Origin of the sequence: Mesorhizobium sp. WSM4312 (genome assembly GCF_002294875.1) — a bacterium.
In the GTDB taxonomy this organism is placed as follows: Bacteria; Pseudomonadota; Alphaproteobacteria; order Rhizobiales; family Rhizobiaceae; genus Mesorhizobium.
In genome coordinates, this window is the sequence record NZ_NSFU01000010.1 from 176,704 (window position 1) to 190,476 (window position 13,773).

Annotated in this window: 5 protein-coding genes; 3 read left to right on the top strand and 2 right to left on the bottom strand. The window is 63.1% G+C overall.

Features of this window, described 5'->3' with window-relative positions:
- Entirely contained in the window at nucleotides 1-10,572 is a 10,572-nt protein-coding gene (locus CK228_RS18670; RefSeq protein ID WP_095788785.1) for a LysM peptidoglycan-binding domain-containing protein, read from the bottom strand.
- A gap of 76 nt (nucleotides 10,573-10,648) precedes the next feature.
- Nucleotides 10,649-11,497: a MurR/RpiR family transcriptional regulator gene (locus tag CK228_RS18675; RefSeq protein WP_245438062.1), complete on the bottom strand. Its 849-nt coding sequence runs from the start codon at nucleotides 11,495-11,497 to the stop codon at nucleotides 10,649-10,651.
- Between the two features lie 221 nt (nucleotides 11,498-11,718).
- On the opposite strand from CK228_RS18675, the gene CK228_RS34760 reads away from it, so the two are divergent.
- The 3 genes from CK228_RS34760 (at nucleotide 11,719) to CK228_RS18685 (ending at nucleotide 13,457) form a co-directional block, all read left to right on the top strand.
- The gene (locus tag CK228_RS34760; RefSeq protein ID WP_140541216.1) at nucleotides 11,719-11,904 is read left to right on the top strand and encodes a hypothetical protein; all 186 of its coding nucleotides are present in this window, start codon (nucleotides 11,719-11,721) and stop codon (nucleotides 11,902-11,904) included.
- Nucleotides 11,905-12,018: 114 nt separating this feature from the next.
- The gene (locus tag CK228_RS18680) at nucleotides 12,019-13,020 is read left to right on the top strand and encodes an EscD/YscD/HrpQ family type III secretion system periplasmic domain-containing protein (RefSeq protein WP_095788786.1); all 1,002 of its coding nucleotides are present in this window, start codon (nucleotides 12,019-12,021) and stop codon (nucleotides 13,018-13,020) included.
- Between the two features lie 38 nt (nucleotides 13,021-13,058).
- Complete coding sequence (locus CK228_RS18685; RefSeq protein WP_095788854.1) at nucleotides 13,059-13,457, top strand: hypothetical protein; 399 nt, start codon at nucleotides 13,059-13,061, stop codon at nucleotides 13,455-13,457.
- The last annotated feature ends 316 nt before the right edge of the window (nucleotides 13,458-13,773 follow it).

The following is a 13,773-nucleotide window of genomic DNA, read 5'->3' on the forward strand; positions in this document are numbered from 1 at the left end:
TCAGCCAACCGCCGCAATCGGCAGGTAGATGCGGTCGCCGGAGAAAATCATATCCGGGCTTAGAATATGATCCATGTTCAGCACCACCGTATCGGCAACATCGGCTGAATGCGCCTTGGCGATCAGGCGGATGCTGTCACCGTTCCTGACCTCGACCCACTGATAGCCGTCCTGCTCCAATGTCGGGTTCGTGCGGCCCTGCGGATTGCTGCTGCCTTCGGGATGAACCTCGACATAATTGCCGGAAGCCCAGCCGCTGTGCATTTTGCCATCCGTTCCGAAACCTTCGACGGCTATCCAGGCCTTTCCCGACGGGTCGGTCGAAGGCCTCGCGGTCTGTTCGACGAATGAGCCGGGTCGCAGCACCGTCACCACGGCGGCGTCGCCCTCGGGCTGGCTCCGCAAATTCAGGCCATCGTCCGCCGACACCACAAGTTGCGGGAAATGTTCGGGCGGGGTCTTCGGTTCGTCTGGGACATCCGGGTGATCGTCGGGCTGCTGGGAGGACGCATCGCCATCCGGCTTGTTCGGATCGGGCGGGGCGACCGTCTTGGGGTCCCAAGGTTGGGCGAGCAGCGAGTCCAGTGAGAAGAGAAGCATTCCGATGCCGAAAGTGATGCCCAGCGTCCAGCGATCCCATGCAGCCCATTTCTTGTCGGACTTCGCAGCGGCCGCGATATCGGCATCGGTTCGCGGCACCGAACGGCGGTTCATCCGGTCCGTCCTTATCGCCGACGCCCAGAACTCCGCGCAGCCGAACGTGAACATGGTGCCGGCGACCGTGGCGATCGGCGCCGGCCAGGAGTGAAGTGTATAGACAGCGCAGCCGAGCACATAACCGGGGCCAGCCAGATGCTCGGCCAGGTTCCGGATCACCGGCCTGCCGGTGAACGACTGCAGCATTGACTTCGTGCCATAGACGACGTTGCCGAGCGAGAACGTGCTGTTGACGACAAGATCCTTGCCCTGGACCATTCCGGTCGCGGCCCCTGGCGCCGCGGCAATGAACGTGGCGCCGCCAAGCGCATTGAGGAACCGCCCGAACGGCCTGTGGCTTGCCGTCGCGTTGGGAAAGATCGCCTGCGTGCCGAACACGAAGCCCCGCACGCCAAACGCAACCGCTCCGGCGGTGGCGGTCCAGGTCGGAGGCAACGAGCTCCACAGCACGTAGGATGTGGTCGACATGCCGCCAAAGGTGGCGAGAGCCTGAGCGTTTTCGCGCATCCTGGCGTGGCTCAGCGCCAGATCGACGCCGGCCGCATGATCCGGCGTCAGCGCCTTTTTATGGGTCGCCCGAAAGGTTGTCAGCTGCAGCACGGAAAGCGCATTCGTCTGCTCCGTCGACATCCAGGTAAACTGCGTGGGCGTGAACTTGCGCAACTGGCCGGGGCTCAGTTCGCCAAGCTGCTTCGGCGTCAGGGCGCCGATCTGTTGCCTGGTCAGCGCCTCGATCTGATGAACGGTCAAGGCCCCTAGCTGCTCACGCGTCAGCGCCGATATATGGTCCGGCGACAGTTTTGCCGTTGTCGCGGGATTGCGTGCCGCGACAAGGTCGGGATTGAACGCCGCGAACTGCGTCCCATCGAGATGGCCGAACTGGGCAGGTCTCATGGCCGCGAACTGTTCTGACGTAAAGGCGTTGCGCTGCTCATCGCTGAGCTTGGCGATCTGGTCAGGCGTCAGCTTGCGCACTTGCTCCAAGTTCAAGGCAGCGAGCTGCTCGGGCGAGAAGGCGGCAACCTGATCCGGTCGCAAGCCGCTGATGCGGCCAGGCGCAATGGCCTGTAATCTGCTTGGCCTGATCGCCTGGAGCTGTTCGCTGCTCAGCGCCCGCAACTGCTTCGGCCGCAGCGCCGCAAGTTGATCAATCGTTAGTTGCCCGATCTGCTCTGGGCTCAGTGTGGCAACCTGCTCGGGCGTCAGCTTGGCGATGTGCTCCGGCTTGATGGCGTGCAACTGCGCGCCGGTCAGCCCTGAAATCTGATCGGTGGAAAATGCCCTGACTTCCGGCCCGGTCGGCGCCCGTACCGGTTGGGCATATCCCGGTTGCGCTGCGGAACTCGCCGGAAGCTCAAGGCTGACGATCCTTCCGCTTGCCGGGTCAAAAACCGCCCTGCCGTCGTCGGACGCGGGCGGCCAAGTGACGCTCGGCGAGGACGTTTCGGCCGAAGTGTCCACCACCTGCGGCGTTTCGTTGGCCGTCACGGATGGCGTCTCGTCGACCACCGCTTCGGTTACCGGCGCCTCCGTCGGAGCGCCGACATCCCAGAATTCGTCGGCTGGCCGCAAGATGATCTGCGGGCGTTTCGGCGTCGATGCGCCTGGAGCAACGGCATCCTCGTTGCGGGTAAATCCGCTGACGAAGGTGCCGTCTGGGCCCATCATCCGCCAACCATGGACCTCGCCCCACGGTATGCTGCCGTCGACTGCGGTCTCGTCGACACGGGCCATCCTGTCGCCGACAGGCCGGCCCATCGCCTCGAACTCGGTCGGTACGTGGAGGCGCGGCCGGCTCGGATTCAATGTGTAGAGATAGGTGTAGCCTTGCTGGCGCGCGGCCCGCGACTCCTCCGAGACGAAGGCCTTCGCCCCTGAGACCGACTGGCTCGTGCCAACGAAACGGCCATGGGTATTGCCCATGACATAATTGCTCAGCGCGATGCCTTGCGGGTTGTCCACCCAGATCCCTGTCGGCAGCGGCGGCGAGAAGCCTCCCGCGTCCCTGATCTCGCCCGGCGCGCGCGTGTCGGCGCGGAAAACATAGGGGCCGACATTGCCGCGCAACGGTCGGTCGGCATTGCTTGCTCCCTCGTCTACACCAGCGGGCTGATCGCCCTCTTCCGGACGATCCAGGCTTCCCGGCACGTGTTCGTCGGAAGCACCGCGTATCCAGGGCAGCACCACAGCTTCGCCCGTACTGGGGTCGTACACCAGTATGTGCGTCTTGTCCGCTAGCTCCGGGGCGTCGCCCCACGCCCGTGGACCGTCGGAAGGCGGAACATAGACCCGTTCCGGTCCCCTTGGCTCGGTGCCCAGCATCGCCGCCGTGATCACCTTGCCGCTCTCGTCTTCGAGCTGGATAGTTCGGCCCGAACTGCTTTTGGTCGCCGCGGACTGGGATGGTGAAGTTGCAGCGGCAGGTTTGTTGTGTCCGAAGATGTTGCCGACGATCCCGGCATCATCGAGCGCCCCTTGCAACTCGGGCGAAGGCGGCGCGTCAAGGAAAACCCAGCGCGGTTGATAGCCCGGGTTCTCATCCCGCAGCGCCACATCCTTGTTGATCTGCTCCTGCAATTTCGGCGTGAGCGGCACTTCGCGCATCTGCGCGACACCGTTGATCGTCGTCCAGCGATGGTAGGTCTTGACCTCGATGGCTTCGATCACGTCGTCGCTCTTGAAGACGGGCGCATCCACATACCGGCCACCCGCGCCTGAGACGGGGTGGGCTCCACCCGGGTTGGCATCGACCGGAAAATGCGCTTCTCCAGGCGACCCATTGAGTTCGCGCGTATAGATCTCGCCGGCCTTCCATTTCTCGGGCTGCCGCATGTTGCGGACCTGTTGCAGCGAATAGGTCGTTGGAGGCGCCGCCTCGATCGCCTTCCTGACCGGCGTTGCCGCCGCCGGCACGGCCTCGCCCTCCGGCCGACTGCCCGGAACATGGTCCTCGGAGGCGCCGCGCATCCATGGCAGGACGTATGCTTCTCCGGTCTCCGGATCGCGGAACAAAATATGCGACTTGTGCATCAACTCCGGTTCGTCGCCACGCGCCGGTGGTCCGTCGGCGGGTGGCACATAGACATTCTCCGCGCTCTTCGGCAGCGGTCCATAACGGGTTGCGGTCACGGACTGCCCGTGCTCGTCCCTGATCTGAATCGGGCCGTTTCGGCGGCTGCCCACCTGCGAGGAGAGGAACGTCAGCACACCGTCGGCAACGTTCTGGCGCATGAAGCCGCCATCGACGATCGACGGGCCGAATTCCGTCCGGAACTGCTCGATCGCGGCGCGCTGATCAGGTCTTGCGTTTTTTTCCAGTCCGCCGAGGAACTGCTCCAGGGAGGCTTTGCCGCCCTTCGGGATGCCTGTCGCCGCGCCGTCATGCGAGGTTTCCACGGCATGGGCAAGCCAGGCCGGGACCGTCAGTTCCTCGGTTTGCCCGTCGGCGCGATCGAAGGTCAGTGTCGCGGTTTCGTTCTTGGCGATCGAAGGAGCCATGCTGGCCGCCTTGGACTTGTACTGGACCCTCACCTCGGCGCTGAAAGTCAGCGCACCCGCAGGCAGTGGATGCGTCGACAGTGAAACCGTGTAGCGCGTGGCCGGGCTGCCATGCGAACCGTAGAGGTTCTTGTAGATGTTGCCGGCGCTCGGCATGTACCGGGACTGAGGCGGTCCGTCGGGTTGGAAGCGTGCCGGAAGCCATGATTGTACTGTCGATTTCACCTTGTAGGTCGCGGACGTGACCATCCGGTCGGGATTGAAACCCAGCACGCCCGGCAGGTTGTTGTGATCGTTGAAGATGACGTCGACCAGCATCGCCTCGGGATTTACAACGCGAGCCTTCTCGCCGGTCAGCAAAACGATGTCTGCCCTGGCCGCCTTGCCCGGCACTGCCGAAAGACGCAATCCGCTCAGCGTCGGCTCATCGACCAGAGAAACCGTGTTCGACGGATCGATCTGACCGGCCTTGACGAGGTCACGGATCGAGCGGATGCCATCGCCCTGGCCGATGGCTGCGATCAGTTCGGACGCCTTCGCCGGGTCCTTGACCGCGAACTGGATCTTCAGGCTTGTCGAGCCGAGCGCGGACTGGATCTGGTCGAATGCCTGCGTCGACACTATGTCGCCCGGCTGCAACGTGTCCTTGACAGACAGTTCCGGGCGCCTCTCGAAGCCGACGCGCGGCATCTCGCCCACCGCCGCGACGTGATTGGCTACGATCGGCAGGCGTATGCCGGCCTTGGTCTCGGTCATGACACGATCGAACGGAAGCGCGCCTTGCAGCGTGACATGGCCGGAGCTGTTTTCCGCCGGCACCCCAAAGAAATCATGCTGGCCGGGCGCGAGGGTAGCCTCCTTGCCAGTCAGCGAAGGCGTGTAGATCATCTCGATCACAGTGCCTTCGCCGTCGGGTGTCACCCCGACGATAGCGGCATCGACCGGATTGGCCTCATAGCCGCTGGCATCGTGGAATATCGCCTTGCTCGCCGCCGCCGACAGATCGCTGCTGCGAACCGGGAAGGCCGTCTGGTTGGACACCGGCCACACGCCGGCCTGGAGGCTTGTGATATTCCTGTATTCGCGTGCCCGGTAGGATACGACGCCCTGGGTGCCGAGCGCGTCCTTGAACGGCGTCAGGCTGCGTTGGCTGACGCTGTCGACGATCGACCACCCGATCATGCCGAAATCGGTCTTGGTTCCGACACCGAAGCCAACGGCCGCAATTGTCGGCGAGCCTATCCCGAATGCGTCGCCGGTGTTCAACCGGACCCGGAAGGTGAGGCCGGCGCGGAAGTCCGGCAGTACGTCACGAAGCGGCGTGCGTGGAACCTGGACGCCGTCCGGGCCATAGCGCTCGGCCATCTCGGCGCTGGAATAATAGCTTTTCTCCTGCTCGTAGCGAGCCACCAGCTGCTCGGCGCTCAGGCCGTCGAGATAGGCCGAGGACGTCTTCGGATCCTTGCCGCTGGTGTAGACGTAGCCGCTCGTGTCGCGTTCGGGCATGCCGGCAAAGCTGCGTGTCTGCGGATCCCAGACCAGGCGTACCGGTCCGTCTTTTCCTGTCGGCTCACCCGGCACCACGATGGGGTCGCCATCAGCGGGATGCGGTGTGCCTTGGGCAGTCGAGCCATCAGAATCGCGGCCCGTCAGTACCGTCGGATCATTGCCGCCGGCGTCATCGCCCTTGATCGCTTCTCCCGGGATCACCGGGTGGCTGGGGTCATGGAAGACCTGCTCTCCCGTCGGCCGGTAAACGCCATCGGCGCCCATTTCATAGATATTCATCGGGCGTCCGGAGGAGCCGGGGCCAAGCGCCGGCGGCGACTGCCTCGGTCCCTTGCCGCCGGGCGGTTGCTTGCCACCGGGCGGCTGCTGATGCGGACCGCCATTGCCCGGCGGCGGGTTGGCGCCGGGGCCGTTGGAGCTCGCCTGTGTTTCCGTTCCTGGCCGCATGGTGCGCAGACCGTGGATGCCGAGCCCCGTGCCGGTGACGCCAGTGCCAAGACCCGTCAGCGCGTTGGCAAGCTGGAGACCGTTCATCTGGTCCCCGTTGGCGGCGAGATCGTACGCGGATGTCGCCAGCAAAGGTGTGCCGACAATCACCGAGCCGACGTCCAGCCCCCACGCCGTCTTGTTCAGTTTGGCGGTCGATTGCATGTAGGTGCGGGTTTCTGACGCCAACGCCCAGTTCGACCGTGTCGCGCCTATGCTTCCGGCGAAGGCGCGGGGGCTGGCAGCAAGGCCTGCCAACAATGACTCGCTCTTCGCTGCCATGCCGATGGTGCGCAGGCCGCTGGAGGCCACGGGCAGAACTGTTGTCGCGGCGCTTGCGATATTCGTGAGCGATTCGGTGTCGTACCACTCGCCACCGTGATCCAGGTGGTTGGCCTCGTTTATAACGGCTCTGGCTCCGAGATAGGCCGCGCCCGTATAGGCCAGCGGCGCGGCGACCGGCGCCGCTGGCGTGAATGACAGGATGGTGGCAATGCCGGTACCGATGCCAACCAGCGGATCGACGACCTTATCCCAGACCGAGACGTTTCGCGCTTTCACCACCTCAAGCGCGATCTTGCCGTCGGCGCCGGCCTTCATCTCCAGGTTTTTGGGAACGACAAGCTTGCCGTTCTCGCCAAACTGACTGTTGTTGTCCTGGAAATCACCAAGGTCATCGAACTTCTTGCCGGTGGCATCGACATAGCGGGTGTTGCCGTCCCCGTCGCGCACCGCAAAGAGAGTAACCTGCTGCGTTCCGACCTGGTCGTCGACATAGAAGATCGGCACGCTGCGCACATACGGATTGTTGCCGCCGATATCGCGGATCTCGTCCGTCACATTGTCTATCGCGTCGCGCCCATCATCGGTCGAACTGTCCAGGCCGAGCTTCTTGGCGACCGTTTCATCAAGGGCCGCGCCCGGCTGTTGCCTGAACTCGTTGTCGTAGCCGTTGGCGAGCAACTGCTGGAACCTCGGCTGATACATGCCGTCGAGCGCCTGCGGCTCATGCTTGTCCAGATAGGTCTTGTCGACCGTGGTGTTGTCATCCACCAGCAGCGAAGGCTCGCTGAGCCGAAGCTCATGATAGTCGCTGAAGCCTTGCACCACCCTGCGCAGATCCTCGGCCTGCGATATCTGAAGCCTGACGGCACCCAGCTTGAGCCTGGCGACCGCGACTTCGGGGTCGACCCAGCGGCCGCTGGTATCGTCATCTTCCGTGTCAAGATCGATCCAAACCGCCTTCCCGCCCTTGGTCAGCGCATCGATCCCCGTCTTGGCGTAGTTTTGGGCAACGTCGGGCGCCACCTTGATCTTCTGCCCGCCGACATCGATCTCGACCGGCTGCGCGCCATCGGGTAGCGTGCCCGCGGGAGCATCGACCGTTCCTGGTTTGTGGTTCGTCAGCGCATTGTCGAAATTGGTCTGCAGCGTCGGCAGTTGGGTCTTGAGGTCGGCAATGCTGTTGCCGAGTTGCTTGTCGAGGACGTCGTTCAGGCTCTTTGCCGCCTGTTCCTCGCTGGCCTTTACCGATTGCAGACCATTTGCCGTGCAGACTTTTGCGTTGGCATCGTAGCCGGCCAGAAGCGTCTGCCAGTCCTTGTTGAGTTGGCGATCGCGATATTCGTCCCGGACATTCTTGTCGGTCAGGCTGTAGGTGAGCTGCTGTTCGGTGGTTCCCTCGTCGAAATGGTTGACCACCCAGAGCTGGCCGTCACGGATCTCCAGTGTCGAGCTCTTGTAGTGCCCGAGGTAATCGCCGCTGATGCGATTGTACTTCTCGTCAAAATTAAACTTCTGCTCGCCAAGATACTCGTTGGACAGCTTCTGCTCAAGATCCGTCTGCCGCGCATTGACCTTGGTTGCGTCGGCATGGGCGTCGAAATAGTTCTGGTAGGCCTGAGCCAGTTCGAGTTGGCTGCCTGCCGTCGTCTGTAGGCTCGTGAGCTCCTTGTATTCCTTCGAGTCCTTGGGAACGCCGTTGAGCTCGGCCTGCCCTACCAGGAAGTCGACGGTGAGCTTGTCGCCCTTGCTCAGATGCAGGCCGACCTCGGAAAACAGCTTGTCGACGGCAGAGTGGTCGGCGACGCTTTGATCGCGTTGCGGATGAAGGTCGGGAGTGCCCCGCGCGCTGACTGCCGGCGCGTTCGGATCGCCCAGCGGGGTTAGCGGACCCTGCCCGGCGATGGCGTCCTTAAGGACGCGCCCGGCGTTCTCATATTCGCCGCGGGCATCCCGCGCGTTCTGCAGCAAGGTGTTGGCCTTGGTCAGCCGCTCGCGCGCATCGGCAAGCGTGCCTTTCGGTTTCTGAGCGTTCCATTGCAGGCCGTGCGGCGCCAACGCCTTATTCAGGATGGTCTGCGCGCCACCGACGCCATCCTTGTAGGCGGGATCGAGCATATCGACGTTGAGCTGCTCCTGCTCCTGGCCCGCCAGAGCCCGCGTCTCGGTGACGCGCGACAGCGCGATGTTCTCGTCGATGATGGCCTGAGCAACCTGGGGATCGACCCAGGTCCAGACGCCGTCCATCTTCATCGGCATCCACTTTCCCCCGGAGGGCGCGTTGCCCTGCGGTGGGTCGCCGAGTGGATCGACAACCCTGTTCTGTCCGTCAAGCTTGGGCGTGACGGGCGTACCCAGGTGGTATTTGTCGATCAGGTCCTGTTTGTCATGTCCGGCTTTTTGCGCGGCGGCGATCAGGCTGGGCAAGGTCTCCCCGGCCAACAACCCCTCGACGAAGGTCTTCACGACCTGGCTTTCTTTTGCCTCCTTGGCATCGCTGCTGTTGGGGTTTGCCGCCAGCAGTGTCTTGGCCAGCGATTCCTCCGTGCTTCCTGCCTCGATCTGCAGGTCGGTGCCGGTGGTGTTGTTGTGCAACGTCGAACTGCCATCGGGCTTGGTGGTCAGGGTATAGCCGTTGAAGGTAACCTTCACGGTCGTGCGCGTACCGTTATCGATGGTGACCTTTTCTCCGGTGTCGATGATGTCCGGATCGCGGTGCGAGCTGAAAAGCTCCGGATTCGCGCGCCTGAGATCATCCAGCGTCACGCCATATTGCTGCGCGATAAGGGTCAGGTTGTCGCCCGCCTTGACCTCGTATTCGACAGGCTTGCCGCCATTGATCTTCTCGGTGATCGTCGTCGTCACCCGGCCGTCCTTGTCGGTGACGGTCTTGGTCTCGGTTCCGTTACCATCGACGGATTGCGAGGTTTGCTTGCCGTCAGCCGTGGTGGTGACGGTGCGTACGTCGTGCTGATAGTCGTGGGAGTAGACGGTCCTGTCGCCGCTGCGCGGATCGACGATCTCGACCGACTGCGCGTCGCTGCTGTCGGTGGCCTTGACCTGATAGCCGGCGCCTTCAATCTCGGCGATCACCTGTTGGTCGGTGAGGCCATTTTCCTTTGCGATCTGGTCGATGCTTTTTCCGTCGGCAAGGCCTTGCCTGATGTTCGACGTGTCGGATCCGCCTGGATCCTGGGCGGGCGCCAATATGGTTTTGCGGCCGTCCGGACCTGTGACCGTGGTCACGGGAAGAGAAGGACCGGCGCCCGGCGTCACGGTTTCCACCGACGCTCCATTGGGCAGCGACGTCCGCTCGGTAACGGTTCCGGTCCCGAGGTCGTCCTCATAGCGCGTCGTTAGGGCGCCGGTGTCTGAATTGTAGCTGGTGGTTTCCTTGCGTCCGAGCCCATCCCGGACCGGCGAGGTGGTCGTCGCGCCGCCGGGCTGTTCCTGGACGGTCGCATAATAGCTGTCGTGCTGGTAATCATAAAATTGCGTGACGGTGCGGCCGCTGGCATCCGTGATTTTCGTCGTCTGCGTGTCGCCGTTCGGCGCGCTTCCATCCGACACGGTCATCCCGCCGGACCTGAGCGCGGCGATAACCTGCTCGCGTGTCATATGGCGGTCAGACGCGATCTGGTCGATGCTTTTGCCTCCGGTGACGTCGTTGACGATATCGCGGGCGGTGTTTGCTGCTGCGGGATCGTCCCTGGTCGGACTCCCATCGAGGTCCACCAGAGTCACGGCCGGCGTCGCGAGATTGGTGTTCACGTAGAGTGCCGGCGTCACCGTCGTGCCATTGCCGGATGTGCCATTGCCGGCGTTCGCAACATTGACGCCCGGTGTCGCCGGTGCCGTTGCCGGCTTCGGCTGAAGGGAACTCAATTGCGTGTTTACATGCGCCAGTTCCTGGCGAGCCTGTGCCGCCCAATCGCGCTCGCCCATTCTGTTGGCGAGCCTGATCTGATCGCGCAGTGCCGCCGCCTGCGCCTCCAGCCGTGCTACCTGGGCGGCATCCGCGTTGGCATTGACCTTCTGTGTCTGGAGGGGCGGCTTGGTGAGCGTTATCGGGCGAACCATCTGGACGACCTCCGGAAATCACTGTTGCCGGCAGCCCGGCCGCCGTCACACCCGCCCCGATCGCAGCCTTCCGCTATTATCGAGGGGGCTTCCAATAGATGCCGAAAGCAGCAAGCTGTTCTTCCGACTGTTTCACGCGCTCCGCGGCATCCATTCCGGAGCGCGCCGCCGTCAGCGCCGCCAGGATCTCGACGGCGGCGAATGCCGGCGCCATGCTTCGGAAGAATGATTGCGAATTGGAGGTGACGATGATCGCTTCCCGCGCAATCCGGGTCAGCGGCGACACGCTGCTGTCGGTGATCGCCACCACGCCGACGCCCTGCCGGGCCGACTGGCGCGCCACCTCTATCGTCGTGCGCTCGTACGGCGACATGCCGACGGCAAGGAGCACGTCGCCGCGTCCCGCGCGCTGAAGGGCCTCCAGACCTTGTCCGGCCATCTCGCCGACCAGCATCACCTTGCGGCCGCCGCTATCTGCGAACGACATGATGTCAACGAAATGGCTCGTGACCGGATACGCCGAGCGTAGGCCGAGGCCGAAAAGATTGCGCGATCCCGCAACGAGGTCGGCGGCTGCGATGAATTGCATGGCGCTACCGTATTCGCCAAGACTTGAGACCTGCGCGGCGAGGGCGTCGGCAACGACGCCGACCGTCGAGAATCCCGAACCGCCGTCCCGTTCGATGCCCTGTCGTGCCGGCAATCCTCCTGTCGTCTCGCGCAGCGCGCGCGCATAAAGGCTGCGCATGTCCTCATAGCCTTCAAGGCCGAGCCACCGTGCCAATCGCATCATCGTACTGTGCGAAACACCGGCCTGCTGGGCCTGCTCGCGCATCGACATCAGCGCCACATCCTTGGGATGATCCAGCACAAAACGCGCCGCGATCCGCAGTTGCGGCGGCATAGTCTCAAACCGTTCGGCCAACAGCTCCGCCAAAGGACCTTTTTCCATTCCCAATCACCCCATTCACCCCATCGCTCAGGCTACTCCGCGAACGCCTCGAACGCAACAGTTGGAACAAAAATGGCTCACATATTCCAAACGGACTTTCATTTTCGATCGCCCTGCCCTAGATTGCGACTGCAAGGTCCTGGACCGCATGCACGAGCCTGGGCTTGCAACCTGAACAGCCCCTCAAGGAGACAATGATGGCTGCCACCCCTCCCATTACATCCGGTTCTGCAGGGTCACCGGAACAAAACCTGGACAAGATGATCAAGCAACAGGAACGCATGTTTAACCTGGAGATCACGAAAGATATCGCGAAATCACAGCATGACATGCTGATGAGCACCGCCAAGACGCTCGGCGAGTCGGCTGAGAAGGCCTGACGCGAAGCATGCTCAAATCTATGCGCCGCCGACAGCAACCGGCGGCGCAGTTGCATGGCGGAAGCCCATCGTCCGGCTGCATTTGAAATCGCCATCGGCGGGAGATGAAGTGGCATGACCGCTAGTCCTATCGGCAGATATCTGGACGCTGTGCCGGCGCGTCGGCTGCGATCGATTATCGCCCCGTCGCCGTCATCCGCACAGTCCATCGCGCTCAGCGTAACCCACGGTTTTCATGCCGGCGCTGAACTCAGTCTGGTTGAGGCGCTGTATACGATCGGCTCCAGCACCGAATCTGACATCGTCCTCAGGGATGCCGGCATCGCTCCAATCCACGCCAGGCTGCGGCGCAAGGGCAACCAGTTTGAAATCGAAGCCGTCGGCGGCGATGTTGCACTCCTCACAGGCGAAATCATTCGTCAAGGACAGGGCAGTCGCTGCAGGTTGCCGTTCGTCATCGGTATCGGCGACGCCCGAATCCGGCTGGTCAATCCGGAACGCCCATCGAGCCGGTGGTCGCTCGGCAACCGCTCCATGTTGGTTGCCGGCAGCGTTCTCCTTGCCGTTTTTGCCGTTTCTGTCGCTGCCAACGGGTTCTCGCTCGCCAAGTCAGACATTGGCTCACAGGCATCTTCTCGGGACGATCAACCGGTCAGAATGGCGTTCGCCGGTGAGCGCGGGCAGGAAGTGCTGGACGATTCATCGCCGGCGCAGATTCAAACAGTCGCCGATGCGGAAAGCCAGCTCAAACAACGTCTCGATCAGTCCGGCATAAGCACCGTCACCGTCCAGCGATCGCCCGGGCGCCTCGTGGTTTCCGGCGTGATCCCAGATGACAAGAGCGGCGTCTGGACCGAGACCCAATCCTGGTTCGACCAGACCTTCGGCGGTCAAGTTACTCTCGTGTCCAACGTCATGACCGGCAACGCAGTGCAGGCGCCGCGCCTGATGCTGCAGGCGATCTGGTATGGCGACCGGCCCTACGTCATCGCAGCCGACGGCGCACGCTATCACGAAGGCGCATTCACCGATGACGGCTGGACCATCAAACATATCGGCGAGACGGAACTTCTGCTGACCAAGGGCGGCGCCACGGTCGCGCTGAAATATCCGTGAACCGCCGGCTCGAAGGGCCGCGCCTCGATTCGGCGAGGATGGAGACTGCCGGCCGCGACGTGCATCAGGCCGAAGGCGTGCGCGGTCAAACGATCAGCCGGCGACGGATGAATGGCGCCGACAAAGCCGCGAAGGGTGCTCCGGGGACGAAATCGGCCGCTGCCGCCGAGAGGCCTGAGACGGCGGAATTCCAGGCCTCTGGAGAGGCCGCCGGCGAATCGCTGGATGAAATACTCAGCAACTTCGTCATGCCCGCCATTCCGGAGCCGGCCATCTTGCGCCGCTCGGTGCCTATTCTGCAGCATTTCATAGCGAACCTGGTCCCAGACCTTGAGGGCGGCGAGCAACTCAAGACGCTCGCCAGAACGCTGATCGAGGATGAAATCGAACGTCATCGCGACCTGCTTGGCCGCATGCAGGAAGGAATCGAAATCTGACCGACCCGCATGACACCGTCCATCTGCTGCATGTCCTGGGCTATCTCCACGGTTGTCATGGGCAGGCCAAGCGGGGCGCGGCGTACCTGCTTATCGCCGCGCAGCTCTCGCCGGGAAATGCCGGCGTTCTCAGGACGCTGGCGCACCTGCTCATACTGGATGGCGAGGCCGAAAAGGCGCTTTCGACGATTGCCAGGCTGGAGACTTTGGAAGGAATGGACCACCCGGTGCTTGCACTGCTGAAGAGTCGGGCCCTGCTCGTTGCCGGGCGCAAAAGCGAGGCGCACAGCGCGTTGCTCAGCTTCCTGTCGCATCG